This window comes from Moorella naiadis (nom. illeg.), assembly GCF_051020825.1.
Lineage (GTDB): Bacteria > Bacillota > DSM-521 > Neomoorellales > Neomoorellaceae > Neomoorella > Neomoorella naiadis.
Map to the genome: position 1 here is coordinate 180,315 of NZ_JAXGFQ010000003.1, position 20,245 is coordinate 200,559.

The 20,245-nt window shown below is 56.5% G+C and carries 22 protein-coding genes; all 22 read right to left on the reverse strand.

Annotated elements, in window-relative coordinates; translation table 11 throughout:
• Positions 1 to 789, reverse strand: coding sequence for a phosphatidate cytidylyltransferase (locus SDD30_RS03295; RefSeq protein WP_434073507.1), 789 nt, complete (start codon positions 787 to 789; stop codon positions 1 to 3).
• Positions 790 to 807: 18 nt separating this feature from the next.
• Positions 808 to 1,608, reverse strand: coding sequence for an undecaprenyl pyrophosphate synthase (gene uppS, locus SDD30_RS03300; RefSeq protein WP_434073508.1), 801 nt, complete (start codon positions 1,606 to 1,608; stop codon positions 808 to 810).
• 45 nt (positions 1,609 to 1,653) lie between these two features.
• Complete coding sequence (fdxA, locus tag SDD30_RS03305; protein WP_434073509.1) at positions 1,654 to 1,824, reverse strand: 4Fe-4S ferredoxin; 171 nt, start codon at positions 1,822 to 1,824, stop codon at positions 1,654 to 1,656.
• Positions 1,805 to 2,050, reverse strand: a complete 246-nt coding sequence (locus SDD30_RS03310) for a hypothetical protein (protein ID WP_434073510.1) — start codon at positions 2,048 to 2,050, stop codon at positions 1,805 to 1,807. The genes fdxA and SDD30_RS03310 overlap by 20 nt, the downstream gene beginning before the upstream one ends.
• An 8-nt stretch (positions 2,051 to 2,058) precedes the next feature.
• Positions 2,059 to 2,616: a ribosome recycling factor gene (frr, locus tag SDD30_RS03315; protein ID WP_434073511.1), complete on the reverse strand. Its 558-nt coding sequence runs from the start codon at positions 2,614 to 2,616 to the stop codon at positions 2,059 to 2,061.
• A complete protein-coding gene (gene pyrH, locus SDD30_RS03320; RefSeq protein ID WP_434073512.1) occupies positions 2,606 to 3,340 on the reverse strand; it encodes a UMP kinase in 735 nt (244 codons plus the stop codon). Before pyrH ends, frr begins: the two co-directional genes overlap by 11 nt.
• 107 nt (positions 3,341 to 3,447) lie before the next feature.
• On the reverse strand, positions 3,448 to 4,059 hold the full coding sequence (gene tsf / locus SDD30_RS03325; RefSeq protein ID WP_434073513.1) for a translation elongation factor Ts: 612 nt from the start codon (positions 4,057 to 4,059) through the stop codon (positions 3,448 to 3,450).
• Between the two features lie 38 nt (positions 4,060 to 4,097).
• Positions 4,098 to 4,811 carry a 30S ribosomal protein S2 gene (gene rpsB / locus SDD30_RS03330; protein WP_434073514.1) on the reverse strand — a complete coding sequence of 238 codons (714 nt, stop codon included), beginning with the start codon at positions 4,809 to 4,811 and terminating at the stop codon, positions 4,098 to 4,100.
• Positions 4,812 to 5,003: 192 nt separating this feature from the next.
• Complete coding sequence (gene codY, locus SDD30_RS03335; RefSeq protein ID WP_434073515.1) at positions 5,004 to 5,786, reverse strand: GTP-sensing pleiotropic transcriptional regulator CodY; 783 nt, start codon at positions 5,784 to 5,786, stop codon at positions 5,004 to 5,006.
• 20 nt (positions 5,787 to 5,806) lie between these two features.
• On the reverse strand, positions 5,807 to 7,189 hold the full coding sequence (hslU, locus tag SDD30_RS03340; protein WP_434073516.1) for an ATP-dependent protease ATPase subunit HslU: 1,383 nt from the start codon (positions 7,187 to 7,189) through the stop codon (positions 5,807 to 5,809).
• 30 nt (positions 7,190 to 7,219) lie between these two features.
• Positions 7,220 to 7,750 carry an ATP-dependent protease subunit HslV gene (hslV, locus tag SDD30_RS03345; RefSeq protein ID WP_434073517.1) on the reverse strand — a complete coding sequence of 177 codons (531 nt, stop codon included), beginning with the start codon at positions 7,748 to 7,750 and terminating at the stop codon, positions 7,220 to 7,222.
• 2 nt (positions 7,751 to 7,752) lie between these two features.
• Positions 7,753 to 8,694, reverse strand: coding sequence for a tyrosine recombinase XerC (xerC, locus tag SDD30_RS03350; RefSeq protein ID WP_434073518.1), 942 nt, complete (start codon positions 8,692 to 8,694; stop codon positions 7,753 to 7,755).
• A 55-nt stretch (positions 8,695 to 8,749) separates the two neighbouring features.
• Positions 8,750 to 10,063, reverse strand: coding sequence for a methylenetetrahydrofolate--tRNA-(uracil(54)-C(5))-methyltransferase (FADH(2)-oxidizing) TrmFO (gene trmFO / locus SDD30_RS03355; protein ID WP_434073519.1), 1,314 nt, complete (start codon positions 10,061 to 10,063; stop codon positions 8,750 to 8,752).
• 28 nt (positions 10,064 to 10,091) lie between these two features.
• Positions 10,092 to 12,188, reverse strand: coding sequence for a type I DNA topoisomerase (gene topA, locus SDD30_RS03360; RefSeq protein ID WP_434073520.1), 2,097 nt, complete (start codon positions 12,186 to 12,188; stop codon positions 10,092 to 10,094).
• 9 nt (positions 12,189 to 12,197) lie between these two features.
• Positions 12,198 to 13,283, reverse strand: coding sequence for a DNA-processing protein DprA (gene dprA, locus SDD30_RS03365; RefSeq protein ID WP_434073521.1), 1,086 nt, complete (start codon positions 13,281 to 13,283; stop codon positions 12,198 to 12,200).
• A 281-nt stretch (positions 13,284 to 13,564) separates the two neighbouring features.
• Entirely contained in the window at positions 13,565 to 14,665 is a 1,101-nt protein-coding gene (locus SDD30_RS03370) for an iron-containing alcohol dehydrogenase family protein (protein WP_434073522.1), read from the reverse strand.
• Positions 14,666 to 14,800: 135 nt separating this feature from the next.
• The gene (locus SDD30_RS03375) at positions 14,801 to 15,325 is read right to left on the reverse strand and encodes a ferredoxin domain-containing protein (RefSeq protein ID WP_434073523.1); all 525 of its coding nucleotides are present in this window, start codon (positions 15,323 to 15,325) and stop codon (positions 14,801 to 14,803) included.
• Between the two features lie 95 nt (positions 15,326 to 15,420).
• Entirely contained in the window at positions 15,421 to 16,965 is a 1,545-nt protein-coding gene (locus SDD30_RS03380) for a YifB family Mg chelatase-like AAA ATPase (protein WP_434073524.1), read from the reverse strand.
• 493 nt (positions 16,966 to 17,458) lie between these two features.
• Complete coding sequence (locus tag SDD30_RS03385; protein WP_434073525.1) at positions 17,459 to 17,860, reverse strand: type II toxin-antitoxin system VapC family toxin; 402 nt, start codon at positions 17,858 to 17,860, stop codon at positions 17,459 to 17,461.
• Entirely contained in the window at positions 17,860 to 18,075 is a 216-nt protein-coding gene (locus SDD30_RS03390) for a hypothetical protein (RefSeq protein ID WP_434073526.1), read from the reverse strand. Before SDD30_RS03390 ends, SDD30_RS03385 begins: the two co-directional genes overlap by 1 nt.
• A 401-nt stretch (positions 18,076 to 18,476) precedes the next feature.
• Positions 18,477 to 19,778: a nickel-dependent malate racemase, LarAH6 family gene (gene larAH6 / locus SDD30_RS03395; protein WP_434073527.1), complete on the reverse strand. Its 1,302-nt coding sequence runs from the start codon at positions 19,776 to 19,778 to the stop codon at positions 18,477 to 18,479.
• A partial coding sequence (locus tag SDD30_RS03400; protein ID WP_434073528.1) for an integrase core domain-containing protein occupies positions 19,769 to 20,245 on the reverse strand: 477 nt, incomplete at its 5' end. The genes larAH6 and SDD30_RS03400, both read right to left, overlap by 10 nt.

The following is a 20,245-nucleotide window of genomic DNA, read 5'->3' on the forward strand; positions in this document are numbered from 1 at the left end:
TTAGAACAGAAAAACGACCAGATAATAGTATACCACCGGCGCTACCAGAAGCAAACTATCAAAGCGGTCTAAAATGCCGCCGTGGCCCGGCAGGAGCCAGCCACTATCCTTTACCCCTGCCTGGCGCTTTAATCCGGATTCCATTAAATCGCCAGCCTGGGCGGCCAGGGAGGCCAGGAGACCCAACCCTCCCAGGAGCCAGTAGCCGGGATCGGGTAAGAGCAGTGGTCCTACCGCCAGGGCTACGATTAAGCTCCCAACCAGACCACCCAAGGCCCCTGCCAGGGTTTTCCCGGGACTTATATCGGGCCAGGGATGGTGGCGACCGAAGAGCAAACCACAAAAATAGGCACCCGTGTCGTTAGCCCAGGTTAAAAGGAAGGTTATTGTAAGAATACCGGCCCCTCCCGGTAACAGGCGCAACAGGGGCAGGTAAGCCAGGAAGCCGCCCACATAACAGATGCCCAGGAAGGTAACTGCCAGGTCGACTACTTTAACGCGGGGAAAACGGACCAGGAAAAGAAGCAGCAGGCCGGTTGTCAAAACGGCTACAGCCCAGGCAGGTATTCCCCTATTAAGATATGCTACCGGAATCAAGAACAGGCCTCCGCAAAGGCCGGCCGGTACCAGGGGTTTTACTTCCCAGCGGGTGGCCAGCTGAAAAAACTCCAGCATGCCAACGACGGTCAACAGGCCGACCAGCAGGTTCAGCCACCACCCGCCGAAAAAGGTTACCCCCAGTAATAACGGGATACCTACCAGGGCCACTACCAGCCTGGCAGCAAGCATAACTACACCACCATCAGGTTAGATTTTCAGACCGCCAAAACGCCGCTCCCTTTGCTGGTAATCCAGCAGGGCCTGGCGCAGTTCCTCGCGCCGGAAGTCGGGCCAGTAGGTACTGGTTATCCAGAATTCCGTATAGGCCAGCTGCCAGAGCAAAAAATTACTCACCCGTAGTTCCCCGGAAGGGCGAATCAACAGGTCGGGATCCGGCAGGCCGGCGGTATATAAAGAGTTACTCACTACCTCTTCGTCAATGGCTTCCGGCTCCAGTTCGCCCCGGGCTACCCGGGTGGCAATCTGCCGGCAGGCATCAACCAGTTCCTTGCGGCCGCCGTAATTCAAAGCCAGGTTAAGGATTAACCGCTTATTACCGGCCGTCTTTTTAATGGCCTGTGCCAGTTCTTCCCGGGCCCGCCGGGGCAGCTCCTCCAGGCGGCCGATGGCCCGGATCTGGACCCCTTCCTGCTGCAACTCCGCGAGCTCCCGGCGCAGGTACTCTACCAGCAGGTTCATTAAACCCTCGACTTCTTCGTGGGGCCTTTTCCAGTTTTCCGTGGAAAAGGCATAGACCGTCAGAATGCCTATGCCCCAGTCCGCGCAGGCGCGGACGATCTCCCGCAGGGACTCTACCCCGGCCCGGTGTCCGGCCAGCCGGGGCAGGCCTCGCTGCCGGGCCCAGCGGCCGTTACCATCCATGATAATGGCCACATGCCGTGGCAGTCGTTCTCGCTGGAGTTCTTGATCCTGGTTATCTACTTTTGTTGTCCGGGGCCGGGGGCTTTTTTTCAGAAAACTAAACACTAGTTTGCCTCCCTGGGTCATGGCTATAAAACAAACCCCCTCTCCGGAGGGGGATTTGTCGCCATCTTACTCTTCGACGATGGCCTCATTCGGGCAGGCTTCCATGCAAGTACCGCAATCAGTGCAGAGTTCCGGGTCAATAACATAGATATCTTCGCCCTCAGAGATCGCCCCGTTGGGGCATTCATCGGCACAAACGCCACAAGCCAGGCATTCTTCAGTTATCCGATGGGACATGGTCTCTCCACCTCCTTTCACTGGTGGTAGTATCTACAACAGCCAGGACCAGGTCAACCTGGTCGGCTCCCACCAGGCGCAGGCGAACCACACGGCCGTAATCTTCATCACCGGCCGCAGGTCTCCGGGGACCAGTATAGCAATAATTCCTGAGTTGCCGGCCTGCTGCCGCCAGCAACTCCCTGGCCGCCGCCAGGGTCAAGCCCAGGCAGTCAGGTTCCTTCACTTGCGGTATTAAACCTCCATGATCTCCGCTTCCTTGGTGCTCAGGACCTTATCAATGGTCTGGATATAGTTATCGGTTGCCTTCTGGACCTTTTCCTGGGCCCGTTTGACCTCATCCTCCGAGGCCTGCTTGTTCTTTTCCTGGGCCTTTAACTTATCGTTGGCCTCCCGGCGGGCATTGCGCACCAGAACCCGGAATTCCTCCGCCTTCTTGCGGGCGACCTTGACCAGCTCGGTCCGCCTTTCCTCCGTCAACTGGGGAATGGCAATACGGATTACGGTGCCGTCGCTGGACGGGGTTAGGCCCAGGTCGGACTTTAAAATTGCCTTCTCAATCTCGGGCAGGATACTGCGGTCCCAGGGCTGGATCACCAGCAGCCTGGCCTCCGGGGCCGCGACTGTCGCCAGCTGGTTCACTGGTGTCGGCGTACCATAGTAATTCACCAGGACCTTTTCCAGGAGGGCCGGGTTGGCCCGTCCGGCCCGTAAAGAAGCCAGTTCCCGCCGTAACCCCTCGACTGCCTTTTGCATCCTTCCTTCTGCTTCCTGAAGGATATCAGCCAGCATTATTCTCCGACCTCCCTACATAGGTGCCTATCGGCTCACCCAGAATTGCTTTGAGGATATTCCCTTCTTCTTTGATCCCAAACACAATCAGGGGTATATGATTATCCATACACAGGGAAGTAGCTGTGGAATCCATTACCCCCAGGCCGCCGTTCAAGACAGTCAGGTAGTCCAGGTCTTTAAGGCGTTTGGCATCGGGGTTTAGCTCCGGGTCGGAGTCATATACACCATCGACGCGCTTGGCCATTAAGATGACGTCGGCTTCGATCTCAGCCGCCCGCAGGGCCGCTGTGGTGTCGGTGGAGAAATAGGGGTTCCCTGTACCGGCGGCAAAAATGACCACCCGCCCTTTTTCTAGATGCCGGATGGCCCGGCGGCGGATATAAGGCTCGGCAATCTGGCGCATCTCAATAGCCGTTTGCACCCGGGTATCGACGCCCTGGCTCTCCAGGGCATCCTGGAGAGCCAGAGAATTGATCACCGTGGCCAGCATACCCATGTAATCGGCTGTGGCTCGATCCATTCCCCTGGCGCTGCCCTTGACCCCCCGCCAGATATTGCCGCCACCGACGACGATGGCGACATCAACACCCAGTTCCCGGATCTCTTTAATCTGGCTGGCTATAGAAGTGATTACATCCTGTTCGATGCCAAAGCCCTGGTTACCGGCCAGGGCTTCGCCGCTAATCTTTAGGATAACTCGCTTGTATTTGGGCTGGACCATAACCCTGTCATTACCCCCGTAGCTCCTGAATACTTTCTACATGTTTGGTAAAATTCCTCTTTCGTCATGGAAAAAAAGAGCACTCTCGTGCTCCTTTTTCCGGCCGTTTATTCTTCAGGTTGGATGATACCCTCGCCGACTTCGTACCTGACAAAACGCCGGACTACTACCTTTTCGCCCAATTTGGCCACCTTTTCATTAATCAGATCCTGGACGGTCCGGTCCATATCCTTAATATAAGGTTGCTCCAGGAGGCAGTTTTCCTGGTAAAACTTCTCGAGGCGCCCGCTGACAATCTTCTCTACTACCTTTTCCGGTTTGCCTTCATTCAAAGCCTGGGCCTTCAGGATCTCTTTTTCCCGGGCTAAAACTTCCTCCGGCACGTCTTCCCGGGCTACATACTCCGGCCGCGAAGCGGCCACCTGCATGGCCAGGTTGTGGACCAGTTCCTGAAAATCATCAGTCCGGGCCACAAAGTCAGTCTCGCAGTTAACCTCAATTAAGACGCCAATCCGGCCCCCCCCGTGGATATAGGCCTGCACCAGGCCTTCATTGGCAGTCTTGCCGGCCCGTTTGGCCGCTGTAGCCAGGCCCTTTTTCCGTAAGTACTCAATGGCCTTTTCCATATCGCCGTTAGTCTCGGCCAGGGCTTTTTTGCAATCCATCATCCCGGCCCCGGTTCGCTCCCGCAGTTCTTTGACATCAGCAGCCGCGATCATAATTCCACTCCTGTCCACCTGAAGTTAGTATACAAATACTATTCGCCGACGACTTCCTCGGGTTGATCCTGGCCCTGCTGGCCTTCAATGACGGCGTCAGCCATTTTGCTGGTCAGCAGGCGCACCGCCCGGATGGCGTCATCATTACCCGGGATTACGTAATCAACCTCATCAGGGTCACAGTTGGTATCCACAATGGCGACAATGGGTATGCCCAGCCGCCGCCCCTCGGCCACGGCGATGCGTTCTTTACGCGGGTCGATTATAAAGAGGGCGTCGGGCAGGTTTTTCATTTCCTTGATCCCACCCAGGAAACGCTCCAATTTCTCCCTTTCGCCGCGCAGTTGGGCGACTTCCTTTTTGGGCAGGAGATCAAAGGTACCCTCATCCTCCATCCGTTCCAGTTCCCTCAGGCGATCGACTCGCTTGCGAATGGTCTGGAAATTGGTCAGAGTCCCACCCAACCACCGGATGTTGACATAGAACATACCGCAGCGTTCAGCTTCTTCTTTAACGGCTTCCTGGGCCTGTTTCTTGGTCCCGACGAAGAGGATTTTGCCGCCGTCCCGGGAGAGATCGCGGACAAAATTATAAGCCTCTTCGATCTTCTTGACAGTGCGCTGGAGATCAATGATATAGATCCCGTTACGCTCGGTGAAGATATAGGGCGCCATTTTGGGATTCCAGCGCCTGGTCTGGTGGCCGAAGTGGACGCCGGCCTCCAGTAACTGCTTCATGGAGATAATCGCCATGAAATGCACCTCCTTTAGTTTTTACCGCCGTCACCTTCATCCGGCCGGGGGAACCGCTGCAGGCGGCACTACTCCCGGCGTCCGGCGCGTGTGGAATCAAACACCAGGGGTTAGTATAGCATAAACCTCTGGTGCCGGCAAGTCTAAGGTAAGAACGGTAAGAACCCTACCCGCAGGCCGCGCCTGTAGCACTTAGCGGCGCAGTTTTTCCAGCTCTTCCAGCAGGTGATCATTGAGGACACGGATATAGGTGCCCTTCATACCCAGGGACTTGGATTCAATAACCCCGGCGCTCTCAAATTTACGCAGGGCGTTGACAATGACCGAACGGGTGATGCCCGCCCGATCGGCAATCTTACTGGCCACCAGGATGCCTTCATCGCCATCCAGTTCGGCAAAGATGTGTTCCACAGCCTCCAGTTCGGAATAGGACAGGGTAGCCAGGGCCACATGGACGGCAGCCCGTTTCCGCGCCTCATCTTCGATTTTATCAGCTTTAGCCCGCAGGATTTCCATACCAACTACCGTAGCCCCGTATTCAGCCAGGACCAGGTCCTCGTCATCAAAACGAACATTGAATTTGGAGAGGATCAGGGTCCCCAGGCGCTGGCCGCCACCGATGATGGGCACGACGGTCGTCAGCTTGTTGTTAAAGACGCATTTTTTGTCCATATCAAAGACACAGCCATTACCTACCTGGCAGAAGTTAGCCTGGGTTTCGTCAATACGCAACAACTGTTCATTGTACTCTTCCGGGAACCTCTCGGACTGGAAGACAATCTCTTCCATAATGTCACAGGTGAAACCTTCAATAAAGGCGTAGCCCAGGACGCGGGCATGGCGGCCGACGATATAGGTGTTGGCCCCCAGCACATCGCGCATGACACTGGCCATTTCTTGAAAGTCCACCGGGTTACCGGCCGCCCGCTGGAGGAGGCGGTTGATTTTTCTTGACCGCTCAAGGAGATTTTCCATAGCTTAACATCTTCCTTTCTTTAAAGTATATATGCTTGCACATCGGAACGCTGCATGATGTCACCTAATTGCCTGCGGACATAGGTGCGATCGATAACCACCTGGCGCTCCTGCACATCCGGGGCGTTAAAAAGGAGATCCTGCAGTATTTTTTCCAGGATAGTGTGCAGGCGCCGAGCGCCGATGTCTTCGCCTTGAGTATTTACAGTATAAGCAATATCGGCAATTTCCGCAATAGCATCGGCTGAAAATTGTAATTCTATACCATCAACTGCCATTAATGCCTTATATTGTTTTAGTAGGGAATTTTTGGGTTCTGTTAAAATCCGCTGGAAGTCTTCCCGGTCCAGGCTCTGGAGCTCTACCCGCAGGGGAAAGCGTCCCTGGAGTTCCGGGATCAGATCGGCGGGTTTAGCCACATGAAAGGCCCCGGCGGCGATAAAGAGAATGTGATCGGTTTTCACCGGGCCGTATTTGGTCTGAACCGTCGTGCCTTCGACAATAGGCAGGATATCCCGCTGGACCCCCTCCCGGGAAACGTCCGGGCCGTGGCTGCTCTCCCGGCCGGCTATTTTATCAATCTCATCCAGGAAGATAATGCCCTCCTGTTCCACCCGCTGGACGGCGACAGCCGTGACATCATCCATATCAATTAACTTGTCGGCTTCCTGCTGGGTCAGGATACGTCGCGCTTCAGCTACTGTTACCAGCCGCTTGCGCTTGCGCCGGGGCAGCATGTTGCCCAGCATATCCTGGAGGTTGATACCCAGTTCTTCAAGCCCCAGGCCGCCTAAGACCACTCCCCCAGGGCCGGCGGTATCTTCTACTTCAACCTCAACCATCATGTCTTCCAGTTCCTGGCGTTTTAGCTTTTCTTTAAAAATCGCCCTTTTCTCCCTGAGGCTGTCTTCTTCCCCCGATGTCTCCTCACCGGTCGTCGCACCGCCGAAGAGAACTTCCCAGGGATTGTGGGACACCTTATCCTTACCCTGCCTGGGGAGTACCAGGTCCAGCAGGCGTTTTTCTGCCAGCTTGGCGGCCCGGGCTTCAACTTCAGCCCGTTTCTCTATTTTAACCATTCTGACGGCATTTTCTACCAGTTCCCGGATCATTGATTCTACATCGCGGCCCACATAGCCGACCTCGGTGAAACGGGTAGCTTCGACCTTTAAAAAGGGGGCGCCGACCATTTTGGCCAGGCGGCGGGCAATCTCCGTTTTACCAACGCCCGTTGGTCCAATCATGATGATATTTTTGGGCAAAACCTCATCCCGCAGCTCCGGGCTTAACTTTTGCCGGCGGTAGCGATTGCGCAGGGCTACAGCCACGCATTTCTTGGCCTCTTCCTGGCCGATGATATAACGGTCCAGCTCGGCTACAATCTGCCGGGGCGTATATTCCAATCAGCTTCCCTCCCCAGGATTAAAGCTCTTCTACAATTCTTCTACAACAATGTTGTTATTAGTATAGATGCAGATGGCGGCGGCGATGTTCATGGCTTCCCGGGCAATTTCCCCGGCGCCCAAGTTGGTATGGGCTACCAGGGCCCGAGCTGCCGCCAGGGCATAGGGACCGCCGGAACCGATGGCGGCGATACCATCATCAGGCTCGACGATCTCGCCGTTGCCGGAAATAATCAACAGGTGTTCTTTATCGGCTACCACCAGCAGGGCTTCCAAGCGCCTTAGAAACCGGTCCGTACGCCAGTCTTTCCCCAACTCGACGGCGGCCCGCTGCAGGTTGCCATGAAAGGCTTCCAGCTTGGCCTCGAACTTCTCGAAGAGGGCAAAGGCATCGGCGACACTGCCGGCGAACCCGGCCAGGACCCGGTCCTGGTAAAGGCGCCGGACCTTGCGGGCTTTATGCTTCATGATGGTATTGCCAAAGGTCACCTGGCCGTCACCGGCCAGGGCAATGCGGCCCTGGTGGCGGACGCCGATAATGGTGGTACCTTCTAGATTCACCCTTATCCCTCCCTGCCGGGATTTGTACAAGTGGCCCGCGGATGATACTTCTGGTAGACTTCCCGTAACCTGGCCTGGCTGATGTGGGTGTAAATTTGGGTTGTCGCCAGCCGGACGTGCCCCAGGAGTTCCTGGACCACCCGGAGGTCGGCCCCGCCCTCCAGCAGGTGGGTAGCAAAGGTGTGGCGGAGGGCATGGGGGGAGATGCCAGCCGTCAGAGCCGCTTTTGCTACATAATGGTACAGGCGTTCCCGGACGCCCCGGACAGTCAGCCGCCCGCCCAGGTGGTTTAAAAAGAGGGCATCAACTTCCGGGGGATTACGCCGGGTAGCCAGTTCCGGCCGGCCCCGGTGCAGGTAATCCTGCAGGGTTTTAATGGCATAGTGGCCCAGGGGTACAATCCTTTCCCTTCGGCCTTTGCCCAGAACCCGGGCGTACCCGGCCTCTAAGTCCAGGTCTTCCCGGTCCAGGCCTACCAGTTCGGCCACCCGGATACCCGAGGCGTAAAGGGTTTCCAGGATGGCCCGGTCCCTCAACCCCAGGGCAGTAGTTGCCGGTACGTTTAAAAGTTTATTGATCTCCCCAGAGTCAAGGTAGCGGGGTAGTTTCTTTTCCTGCCGTAGTCCAGCCAGCAGGGCTACGGGATTGTTGGTAATCTGCTCCGTCCGGAGCAAAAAGCGATAAAAGGCACGCAGGGCGGCCAGTTTACGGTTGATGCTCGCCCGCTGGCGGCCGAGCTGGTTCAGCCAGCCCAGGTAACGCCGCACCAGCCAGATATCTACTGCTGTCGGGCCGGCTTCCCGGCCCAGCCGTTCAGTGACAAAGGCGGCGAATTGTTCGATATCCACCCGATAGGCGTCAATGGTGGCCGGCGAAGCCTGTTTCTCCCCTTGCAAAAAGGTGATAAAGCCCGCCAGAGCCCCAGCAAAAGAATCTCCGGGCACTTAAGCTCACCCCCGGATGGCATATATGCTATCATATTCGCTTTTAAAGTGCAAGTTAATTGCCGGAAAATTCACCGCTGCTGGCCCAAATTTTTAAAGCCCGCCCGGCCAGGGTACGGTTGCGTTCAGCCCGGTTCCGGATGCGTTTTTCCAGGGGTGGTAGCAGGCCGAAATTGATATGTATAGGCTGAAAGGGGGTATGGGTGGGATCGGTAATGTAATGCAGGAGGGCTCCATGGGCCGTTAGTGGTGACGGGACCAGGGGTTCCTTTCCCCGGACGTAACGGGCGGCATTGATCCCGGCTACCAGGCCGCAGGCAGCTGATTCGATATACCCCTCAACCCCCGTCAACTGGCCGGCCAGGAAAATCCGGGGCCGGGCCTTTAACTGCAGGGTTGGTTGCAGCAGGAGGGGTGAGTTAAGGTAGGTATTACGGTGCATGACCCCGAAACGTACAAATTCGGCCTCCTGGAGGCCGGGTATCAGGCGAAAAACCCGCTCTTGCTCTCCCCATCTGAGGCTGGTCTGGAAACCCACCAGGTTATACAGGGTACCGGCAGCATTATCCTGGCGCAACTGGACCACGGCATAAGGCTCCTGCCCTGTTGCCGGATCAATTAAGCCGACGGGGCGCAGGGGGCCGAAACGCAGGGTGTCCTTTCCCCTGGCGGCCATGACCTCCACCGGCATACAGCCCTCAAAGACCACTTCAGGTTCGAACTCATGCCCCGGGTGCCGCTCGGCCGTCACCAGGGCTTGGTAAAAAGCCTCGTACTCCTCCCTTGTAAAGGGGCAGTTGAGGTAATCCTCATCGCCCCGGCCATAACGGGAAGCCCGGAAAATACGGCTGTAATCCAGGGAAGCGGCCGTCACAATGGGGGCGGCCGCGTCGTAAAAGTAAAGGTACTTGGCGCCGACGAATTCCTGCAGGGCCCGGGTCATGGCCGGCGAAGTTAACGGGCCGGTGGCAATAATGACGACGCCGTCGGCTGGTATAACCCGCATTTCCTGCCTCACCAGGGTAATCCCCGGCCGATTTTCTACGGCCGCCGTTACCCGGGCAGCGAATTCCTCCCGGTCCACAGCCAGGGCCTTACCCGCCGGGACGCGGCAGGTATCCGCCACTTTCATAATCAAGGAACCAGCCTGGCGCATCTCCGCTTTCAGCAGACCGGCAGCGTTTTCCAGGGTGTCAGCCCGCAGGGAGTTGGAGCAGACGAGTTCGGCCAGGTATCCGGTGCTGTGGGCGGGGGTGAGTTTCTCCGGCCGCATCTCCCACAGCTCAACGGCAACCCCCCGCCGGGCGGCCTGCCAGGCTGCCTCGCTGCCGGCCAGGCCGCCGCCGATAATGGTCAATTTTTCCGGCAACTTCCTTTTATTCCTCCGTAAATAGGGTTCATTTCGCCTGCCGGACCGCTTCGGCGTAGGCGCACTCCTTATTGGGGCAGACCAGGCGGCTGCCCTGGCGGGTAGTCTTTTCTACCAGGCGGGTGCCACAGCGGGGGCAGGTTTGGTTGGTCGGTTTATCCCAGGAGACATAGGTGCAGCGGGGGTAGTTCTGGCAACCGTAAAAGCGCCGGCCCTTTTTTGTTCGCCGGGCGACGATTTGCCCGCCGCACTCAGGGCAGTTGACACCGATGGTCTCCAGCAGGGGTTTGGTAAAGCGGCACTCCGGAAAACCGGGGCAGGCCAAAAATTTGCCGTAACGGCCCATCTTGACCACCAGGTTACGACCGCAAAGTTCACACTTTTCTTCGCTGATCTCCTCCGGCAGCTCGACAGTGCCGATCTCCTCTTCGGCTTTTTTCAATACCTCGGCAAAGGGGCCATAAAACTCCGCCAGGACCTGGCGCCAGGATACTTTGCCAGCCTCGACGGCATCCAGCTGCTCTTCCATGTGGGCCGTAAATTCCACGTCGATTATCTGCGGGAAGTGCTGCTTTAATAAATCGATAACCACCCGGCCCAGTTCCGTAGGAATGAACTGCTTCTGCTCCCTGGCTACATAGCCCCGCTGGATGATGGTTTCAATGGTCGGCGCATAGGTGCTGGGCCTGCCAATGCCCAGTTCCTCCATGGTCTTGACCAGGGTAGCCTCGGTATAGCGGGGCGGGGGCTGGGTAAAGTGCTGCTTGGGTTCCAGGGATTGCAACTCCAGGGACTGGCCGGTGGCCAGGGGGGGCAGCCGTTGCTCCTGCTCTTTATCCTCGCCATCCCGGCCTTCCTGGTAGACCTTTAAGAAACCCGGAAACTTGATTACCGAGCCCGTCGCCCGGAAGAGACCGGGCCCGGCAGTGATATCCACCGTCACCGTGTCCATTACTGCCGCTTGCATCTGGCTGGCCACAAAGCGTTCCCAAATGAGATTATAGAGGCGGTACTGGTCCCGGGTGAGGGAGTTCTTCAGGGCCGCCGGCTCCCGCCAGACTGACGTCGGCCGGATAGCCTCATGGGCGTCCTGGATGTCCTTGCGACCTTTAAACTGCCGTAAACTTTCCGGAACATACTCCGGGCCGAAGCGTTCCATTAAAAAATCGTGGGCTTCCAGCTGGGCCACGTTGGCCACCCGGGTGGAATCGGTACGGATATAGGTGATCAGGCCAACGGAGCCCTGGCCCCCGCCCAGGTCTATCCCTTCGTAGAGCTGTTGGGCTACCTGCATGGTCCGCCGGGAGGTGAAGTTTAATTTGCGATAGGCCTCCTGCTGTAGGGTGCTGGTGGTAAAGGGAGCAGCCGGGTTTTTCCGCCGTTCTCGCTGCTTGACCTCGGTGACAGTATAGGTGACGCCATCCAGGGCCTGGAGGATGGAAGCCATCTCTGCCTGGCTTTTAACATTCAAGTCAGCGCCGGCATATTTTAACAGCCTGGCCGGGAAAGCATCACCTTTTTCCTGTTCTGGCAACAACCAGGCCGTCAGGCTCCAGTACTCCTCCGGTTGGAAGGCTGCAATCTCCTGTTCCCGGTCGACAATCAAACGGACGGCTACTGACTGCACCCGGCCGGCGCTCAAACCTTTGCGCACCTTGCGCCAGAGGAGGGGGCTCAGGCGGTAGCCGACCACCCGGTCCAGAATCCGCCGCGCCTGCTGGGCATCGACCCGATCTTGATCAATCTTCCGGGGTTTTTTGACGGCCTCTTGGATGGCATTACGGGTGATTTCATTGAATTCGATCCGGATGGGTTCAGCGGGAAGGTCGAGAAGGTGCTGCAGGTGCCAGGCGATGGCCTCCCCTTCGCGGTCCGGGTCCGGGGCCAGCAACACCCGCCCGGCCTTCTGGGCGGCCACCCGCAACTCTTTAACGATTTCCCCTTTGCCCCGGATGGTTATATAACGGGGCTCAAAATTGTTTTCCACATCAACGCCGAATTGGCTTTTCGGCAAGTCCCGGACATGCCCCATGGACGGCTTGATGGTGTAATTCTTGCCCAGAAATTTACCGATAGTTTTTGCCTTGGCCGGAGATTCCACGATAACAAGGGTTTTGGCCAACATAGACCCTCCTTAACAACGCACGTAAAAGCCCCCCGGTAACCGCCGGATTAATTGCCGCAGCTCGAGCTGGAGCAAGGCCGTATTGAGCTCCCCCGGGGGTAAACCTGTCGTTGCCATCAGGGCATCGAGGTGGGTGGGGGTTACTTGCAAGCCATGCAGCACCTTTTCCTCCGTGGCGTTCAGGGCGATAGCAGCTCGCTCCTCGCCCGGGGGTAAAGTCAACAGGGACTGGGGCTCATATTCTTCCAAAATATCTGCCACCCCGGTGACCAGTTTGGCTCCCTGTTTGATTAAATCATGGGTGCCCTGGCTGTAACGGCTGGTAATGGGGCCGGGGACGGCAAAAACGTCGCGGTTTTGCTCCAGGGCCAGGTCTGCGGTAATCAGGGCGCCGCTCCTGGCCGCCGCTTCTACCACCACCGTCCCGGCTGCCAGCCCGCTGATGATGCGGTTCCTGGCTGGGAAGTGCCCGGCATCCGGCGGCGTTCCCGGGGGAAACTCGGAGATGACGGCCCCATGCTCCATTACCTGGTGGTAAAGCTCCCGGTGCTCGCGCGGGTAGATGACGTCGACCCCGCAGCCCAGGATGCCCCAGGTCAGCCCCCCACCCTTGATGGCTCCCCGGTGAGCGGCGGCGTCAATCCCCCGGGCCAGACCGCTGACCACACCGGCACCGGCGGCAGCCAGGTCGGCCGCCAGTTCCCCGGCCACTTTGAGGCCGTAGGCCGTGGCCCGGCGGGTACCGACAATGGCTATCTTCAAGCCCTCACCGGACAGCCGGCTCCCCCGCCAGTAGAGAACCGGGGGCGGGTCGTAGATGCGCTTTAGTTCCAGTGGGTAGTCCTCTTCTGCCAGGGTTAAAACCTTAATGCCAGCGGTTGTTAAGGAAGCCATGAGCCGGTCCGGTTCCACCTGGCGGCGCCAGCTCACTAGGGAAACCGCCACCCTACTCAGGCCTTCCAGGGCCAGGAGTTCCCTTTCTGGTGCCTCCCACACTGTCCGGGCACTGCCAAAGAATTTGATCAGCTGCAGGAACCGCCGGGCCCCCAGGCCGGGAGTCTGCTGCAGGGCTACCCAGAACGGTTTTTCCTCCATGGTTTCTCCCCTGTTCTTTATCTATATATCTTATTTTAACTATTTTCCCTATCCGTTACCTGGGAGCCGCACCCCTACCCCTGTTTATGTTATTGTCCTGGCCAGGATCATTGGGTGCGGTTTCCTAAAAGAATAGCTATTTTTTGCCGGACCGTCAAGGGCATAATGCGCAATAACGCGCCTCACCGCTGGTCCTGTTGTTGCGCTGCTGTGTATGCAAGCTTTTTCTTCTGGTTCCGCCACCCTTGACAGTATTCTGGCCCGCCGGCGGTCCCTTCATACTAACCCAGGCTCTGGCGCAATATCCACACCAGGTCTTCGCGGCTCGCCGGGCGGGCGGTCCAGGTGAGGCTGCTGGCACCGGCCACCAGATCAGCCATGCGTTGCAGCTCTGCGGCCGGGTATTTTTCCGGTGCCGGCAGGAGCTGCCGGATAAGCACCTGCACTTCCTTTATCGCGGCCATCCCCAATGCCGCCAGGACAGCGGCCACCTTGGCCGGAGCAGCCGGTTGAATGAACTCCAGGTAGGCCGCCAGTAAAAGGCCATTGGCCCGGCCGTGGGGAAGGCCATGGCTGAAGGTCAGGGGATATCCCAGGGTGTGGAGAAGGGTCGTCCTGGTTTGAGCAATGACTATGCCCCCCAGGGTGGAAGTATACAGGAGATCCGCCCGGGCCTCCGGGCTTAGGTTACTGTCCACCAACTCCTCCCGTCGAGCGGCAAAGAGGCGGATAGCTGCCAGGGCCAGGGTGTCGCTCAGGGGCGTGGAAAGTTTAGATAGGTAACCTTCGATGGCATGGGTCAGGGCGTCGAGAGCGGTGTCAATGGTCACCTCCAGGGGCAGGGAGGCAGTATAACGGGGGTCCACCAGGGCTACCCGGGGAAAACAGCGGTCGTCGCTGAAACCCTTTTTAAGCTGCTGCTCCGGCAGGGTGAAGACGGCGTGCTGGGTAACCTCGCTCCCCGTACCGGCTGTGGTTGGTATAGCCACCAGGGGCAGGGGTGGCTGCGGCAGGCTGGCTTGATATAGTTCAGTGGCCGGGGCTGCGTTGGGCACCAGGAGGGCAACAGCCTTGGCCGTGTCCAGGGGGGAGCCACCGCCGATACCCACAATGAACTCCACCCCTTCGCTACGGGCCAGGGCAACGGCTTCCGCTACTATAGCCAGGGTGGGGTTGGCTGGGACCCGGTTGTAGGTTACCAGGCTGATATCCAGTTGCCGGGCCAGGTGGGTAAAATCAGCCATAGCACCGCTGGTAACGGCGCTGTGCCGCCCGGTAATGACCAGGGCCCGGCGGCCCATATCCTTAAGAAGTGCGCCGTGTTTATTTAAAACACCTTCGCCGAAAAAGATCTTGGTTGGCAGGTAAAAACTGAAGGACATGGCTGCATCCCTCCATTGAAAAGTTCAGGCTCATCCCTGCTGGTGCAGTTGGTACGCCCTTATACGTAATAATCACCTGGAGGCAGGTATGCCCAGGGATGCACCCTGGGCATTGATACGTATCTACTATATATATTAACGGTCAAAATAGATATTTTTGCCCGTGGCGGAAATGGGAATGCCGGCAATAACCTCGGCCTCCATCATGCCTTCTTGCCGGGCTACCACGCCGATCCGGTACATAATGCGGTTGTCGACATTGAGAATCCCAGCCGTTTTGGCGGCCGAACCCAGGGCGATACCCAGATCCATGAGGCGCCAGGCGCAAATGGGGCCGGCAAGCTCTGGACCATCATGGGGGCCTTCCAGGTCGGCGCAGCGGGCCGCGCCGCAGGCACCGCAGTCCAGGCCGGCCTTGGCCGCCTTTTTCAGACCCACCAGGAGGACGGCATCAGAACGGCGAACGTTATCGCCATCGCGGTCAAAGTTTTTCTTGCCCCTCTCTTGGCCATAACGGGTCATGGCCCGGGCCAGTTGCTCCAGGGCATCCCCCTGGAGGATCTTCAGCTTGATGAAATCTTTACCACCCGCCTTGGGGGCCGTTCGGGCGGCAATGGCCATTAACTCGGCGATTACACCCATAGCTTGAAATTCAGACATGTAGGGATCATCCTCCTTAGTATAAAGTCTTTATTTCATCTTGCCCTTCACCTTACCCCGGGCTGGCCAGAGGTGGCGACGAATTGGCTTCTACCTTACCCCATGGCCTCCTTGGCCTCACCCCAATCCAGGCTGCGGTACTGGATAGCTTCGGCCAGATGGGCGGCAGTAATCTCCTCGCTTCCTTCCAGGTCGGCGATGGTCTTGGCTACCTTCAGCAGGCGGTCGTGAGCCCGCATGGAAAGACTCAGCTTGTTAAATGCTTCCCGCAAAAGACTACGCGCCTGAGGAGCTGGACGGCAGTACTGATAAACCTGCCGGGCAGACATGGCTGCATTGCAGGTAACTCCCGTACCCCTGAACCGTACTAGCTGCCTTTCCCGGGCAGCCCGGACCCGTTCCCCTACAGTGAGTGAATCCTCCGGCCTAGTGCTGTCCTCGACTTCCCCATAGGTCAGGCGGGGGACTTCCAGGTGCAGGTCAATGCGATCCAGCAAGGGGCCGGAGAGCCTCTTGCGGTACTGGGCGACCTGGTGCTGGGTACACAGGCATTCCTTGACTGGGTCACCGTAGTACCCGCACGGACAGGGATTCATGCTCCCGATCAAAAGAAAATCCGCGGGATAGGTAATAGCCGCCGCCACCCGTGAGACGGTGACGACGCGATCTTCCAGGGGCTGGCGCAATGCCTCCAGGACATCGCGGCGGTATTCGGCCATTTCATCCAGGAAAAGAACTCCATGGGTGGCCAAGCTTACCTCTCCGGGTCTGGGGAAGCGACCGCCGCCGATGATGCTGGCCGTCGAGGCTGTATGGTGGGGTGTCCGGAAGGGGCGTTCCGTAACCAACCCCTGGCCGGGTGATAGTAGGCCGGCAGCGCTGTAAATCTTAGTCACAGTCAGGGCCTCTTCGTAGGTCAACGGGGGCAAAATGGCCGGTAAAGCCCGGGCGAGCATGGTTTTACCCGCACCAGGGCTGCCAATCAAAAGGATATTATGACCACCGGCAGCAGCTATCTCCAGTCCCCGTTTGGCGGCTACCTGGCCCTTGATATCGGCCAGGTTTACCCCTGGAGTGGCCGGGTATGAACCCGGGCCTTCTGTTTCTTTGACTTCTGGCAGGGTGCCCTCACCGCGCCAGTAAGCAATAACCTGAATCAGGCTTTCGGCCGCCAGTACCTTTAGCCGCGTAGCCAGGGCAGCCTCGTTGGCGTTGGCTGCCGGGACAATAAAGGTGGCGCCGGGCTTGATTTCCTGCAAGGCCAGGGCCATGGGTAAAACCCCAGGAATAGGCCTGAGGCTTCCCTCTAGGGAAAGCTCCCCGGCGGCGTAGATTGTTTCTTCCGGCCCACTGCCAATCTCTTCCGCCGCCATCAGGATGCCCAGGGCAATGGGCAGGTCGTAGATGGGGCCTTCTTTTTTAATATCACCGGGGGCCAGGTTGACAATAATACGGCGCAGGGGGAACTCGAAACCCGAGTTTTTTATGGCCGCCCGCACCCGCTCCCGGGCCTCGCGGACAGAGGGGTCCGGCAAGCCAACGATATCACAAACGGGCAAACCATTGCTAAGATCGACTTCTACCCGTACACTTTGGCCTTCCAGGCCTACGAGGACGACGGAATTGACGATTGCCAGCATAGTTAACCCCCCGGTGGCTTTATACCCATCTTTTGCTATTCGCTGCAAGAAATAAAGTTCCTGCTAAGTTGGTGAAAAAAGAAAAGACCCCGTTTGGAGGTCTATCTCTCTACAGGCAGTTCAAGGGATGACTCTAATGTTCTGAAATATATTTTCCAGTTTATCGGGATACAACTATCTCCTACTATAATATCCTTCAAATCCGGCTACCCATCGGAAGAGGCTGGCTTATGCTGGTCTCGGAGTTGAACATCCCCTTCAGTCCCACCGGCGGGCTAATCCTTTCGGTCACGTACCGTTGGCGATATGATATACTGCCGAAGTCCATCCAGTCTAACTGGAAGAATTATTTCCAGTTTGAACCTGGACAAATATGGGTTGATACTATAAATAATCTTTTAATGCTTTCGCCAAAATAACTATTATTAACCCAATTTTATGTCTACTAGCATCCAAGTCAATCTGCTTATATGGAGCCATGGTACAGTTATTTTTATTCTAGAGTAATTATTTCAGTTAGCCCAGGTATCTTTTCATAATGCTTTTTGTTATTAGTCAATAACGTTAGGTTGAAAAATATCGCTGTACAACCTATTAATAAGTCAAAATCGCTGATTGTTAACCCCTGTTTATGCAATTCCGCTCTTCGTTGCCCGAAGAGGCATGCTATAGGCTGGGAAACACTTATTATGGAAATGCCCTTCAAAAAATCGCGCAATGAACTTTCTTTTTCCTCTGGTTTTGTGCTTCTAAAAACCCCTTCATACAATTCAGCGATGGTAACTATACTTATGGCCAGTCCTTTTTGTCTGTACTTTTTTAAAGTCGTTACGAATGGTTCCTTACCCCGGAGATAAAAAACCGCCCAATCTGTATCAACCAGGTATTTGGCCATTACCATTGTGGACCTGTCCTTACAGAACTACTACGACGAAGGTAAATTTCTTCAATGAACCCGTCAGCGTCGAAGTCATTCCAGGAACCTGCCGCTCTTTCAAATGCTTTCGTGTTTTCCTTGCCAGAATCCTCATTATCTAGCAGATGACGTAATTTTTCCCGCTCCGCGGAAGGGAGCTTTTTAATCGCGTTATAGATTTTTTCTACAGCCATAACCTCCCACCCTCTTCTTGATCTATCATGCTTTAAGTCAAAGGCGTTTGGGTTCTAGATAATCCAGCAACGCTTAATATGCAATGAGTTGATTCTATTATTATTATAACGGGAAAAAACGGTTTTGCCTATACATAATGGTTTGTTAGCGGCAATAGGCTTATACATTTCGTGTATATAATTTAACCAACAATCTCACAAACGGGCAATCCGCTGCTAATATCTATATCTACCTCTACCCGTACACTCTGGCCCTCCAGGCCCACGAGAACGACGGAATTGACAATGGCTAACATGTTCAACCCCCTGGTGGCTTTATACCCATCTTTTGCTATTCGCCACCAGAACGAGAGTTCCTGCTAAGGTGGTGAGAAAAGAAAAGACCCCGTTTAGAGGTCTTGCTAATGACTTCTATTCTTAAACCATTTCCTCTCCAGGCAAGGCAAGACCGCACCTGCCTGGGGAATTAGCAATACTTTAGCTTCCGATCCCAGTTCCCTTAAAGCTGCTTGATAGGCTTCCGTTAAATTGCTAAAGGGTTCCAGGAAAATTTGCCGCGCGACCTGTACTGGTAAAGAAGACACCAGGTAAATCCGGATATCCTGCAAAACCATGGCAATGGCAGCCGCCTTGTGGCCGCCCAGCTCAAAATTGGTATGAACGCGTCTGATCAGGTCGCCAGGCGTTTGCGCCGCAGCGATCCAGGCGGCGAAGGTATCGTCCCCCAAACCCTCCGGGCATGCGGCCACCAGGATGAGGATCCCGCCCGGCCTGACCGCCCGCCGGGCGTTATCAATGGCTTTCTGGGCCTGGTAAAGGTTGATGTCTTTAGGGAAACCCCCCGCCGAGGCAATGACTATATCTGCCGGTTCAGCGATATTTACCTTATAAAGCCCATCCAGATACCTGGCAGCCTGGCGGTGGGCCGCAATGGGGTGACCGGCGAAGGCAGCGAGGACATTCTTATGCTCATCCAGGACGACGTTGACAATAAAGTCGACGGCCAGGAAGTTCAATACCTCTTCGAGGTCCTGCCGGACAGGATTGTTTTCTATTTCTCCCGCCTGGGCCCCGGGTTCGACCATCAGGCGGTGGTCGGCCTGGATGGCGCGGGGGGTAGAGCACCCCGGCATAATGGCCTTCACCCCGCCGCTATAACCGGCAAAGTAGTGGTATTCAACGTTACCCACCAGGATCCGCCGGTCGGCTTCTACGACGGTGCGGAAAACCTCTACCGGGGTGCCACGCCTGGTTTCTCCCAGGTAGACTGCATCTTTAGCATCAGCATCGTGGCAAAGGTAGCGGACATAGATTTCTTCTCCTACCAGGCTTTGCTTTTCGGCTTCGGTGTGCCGGCGGTGGTTGCCGGTGGCCAGGATAATGGTGATATCCCGGTCTTTAACTCCGGCCAGCTCCAGTTCTTTTAAGATTGGCGGCAGGATCTGGTGGCTGGGACAGGGCCGGGTGATGTCGCTGGTGACTACGGCTACCCTTTCGCCGGGCTTCACAATCTCCCTCAGGGGCGGCGAGGCCACCGGCCGGGCCAGGGCCGCAACTAGGTCGTTTTGGCCTGGCTTAAGGCTAACCTCATGGTGCTCTAAAGTACCCAGGTAATTTTCCCCGGCGATGGCTATTTCCTGGTATTGACCGCGGCCGTAAGGTAATTGTGCTATGTCAAGAGAAAGTAGAGAAATTAAGCGCATAATAACCTGACACTCAGGGCGCAATCTGTCCCCGGTAGAAAGTCGGCTACCGGAACCTCCCGCCAGGATTTGTGCTTATGTTTGGGCTTTAATGCCTTGATATTAGCTGCAATGGTCTGTCCTTCGCCCCGATAAACCTCAGCCGGGGTTAAGCCTCCCAGGCTCTGGTGGGGTCGGACATGATTATGCTGATAGGCCTCTTCCACGAGCATGCTTAGTAGCTCTACTAGGGTGGTGGTGCCTGTAATACGACTGGCGACGTGATCCTCAACGTCCCGAAACACTCGCTCGATCTTGGCGTTGCACCTTGGGTAGTAAGGGATGCTCTTCAAGTGATAGATACCCTGCTGCTTTAGATAGGCGGCGAACTGGTCTTTAAACTGGGTCCCCCGGTCGGTCTTTAGGGCCACCGGCTTACCGTATTGCTGGATAGCTATCGCCAGGGTGGCTATGGCTAAAGCGGTTGT

What these genes read in the sequence shown, in the direction of transcription:
- SDD30_RS03295 (WP_434073507.1), bottom strand. Translation starts at nt 789, where the DNA reads ATGCTTGCTGCCAGGCTGGTAGTGGCCCTGGTAGGTATCCCGTTATTA.
- uppS (WP_434073508.1), bottom strand. Translation starts at nt 1,608, where the DNA reads ATGACCCAGGGAGGCAAACTAGTGTTTAGTTTTCTGAAAAAAAGCCCC.
- fdxA (WP_434073509.1), bottom strand. Translation starts at nt 1,824, where the DNA reads ATGTCCCATCGGATAACTGAAGAATGCCTGGCTTGTGGCGTTTGTGCC.
- frr (WP_434073511.1), bottom strand. Translation starts at nt 2,616, where the DNA reads ATGCTGGCTGATATCCTTCAGGAAGCAGAAGGAAGGATGCAAAAGGCA.
- pyrH (WP_434073512.1), bottom strand. Translation starts at nt 3,340, where the DNA reads ATGGTCCAGCCCAAATACAAGCGAGTTATCCTAAAGATTAGCGGCGAA.
- tsf (WP_434073513.1), bottom strand. Translation starts at nt 4,059, where the DNA reads ATGATCGCGGCTGCTGATGTCAAAGAACTGCGGGAGCGAACCGGGGCC.
- rpsB (WP_434073514.1), bottom strand. Translation starts at nt 4,811, where the DNA reads ATGGCGATTATCTCCATGAAGCAGTTACTGGAGGCCGGCGTCCACTTC.
- codY (WP_434073515.1), bottom strand. Translation starts at nt 5,786, where the DNA reads ATGGAAAATCTCCTTGAGCGGTCAAGAAAAATCAACCGCCTCCTCCAG.
- topA (WP_434073520.1), bottom strand. Translation starts at nt 12,188, where the DNA reads ATGTTGGCCAAAACCCTTGTTATCGTGGAATCTCCGGCCAAGGCAAAA.
- dprA (WP_434073521.1), bottom strand. Translation starts at nt 13,283, where the DNA reads ATGGAGGAAAAACCGTTCTGGGTAGCCCTGCAGCAGACTCCCGGCCTG.
- SDD30_RS03370 (WP_434073522.1), bottom strand. Translation starts at nt 14,665, where the DNA reads ATGTCCTTCAGTTTTTACCTGCCAACCAAGATCTTTTTCGGCGAAGGT.
- SDD30_RS03375 (WP_434073523.1), bottom strand. Translation starts at nt 15,325, where the DNA reads ATGTCTGAATTTCAAGCTATGGGTGTAATCGCCGAGTTAATGGCCATT.
- SDD30_RS03380 (WP_434073524.1), bottom strand. Translation starts at nt 16,965, where the DNA reads ATGCTGGCAATCGTCAATTCCGTCGTCCTCGTAGGCCTGGAAGGCCAA.
- SDD30_RS03385 (WP_434073525.1), bottom strand. Translation starts at nt 17,860, where the DNA reads ATGGCCAAATACCTGGTTGATACAGATTGGGCGGTTTTTTATCTCCGG.
- SDD30_RS03390 (WP_434073526.1), bottom strand. Translation starts at nt 18,075, where the DNA reads ATGGCTGTAGAAAAAATCTATAACGCGATTAAAAAGCTCCCTTCCGCG.
- larAH6 (WP_434073527.1), bottom strand. Translation starts at nt 19,778, where the DNA reads ATGCGCTTAATTTCTCTACTTTCTCTTGACATAGCACAATTACCTTAC.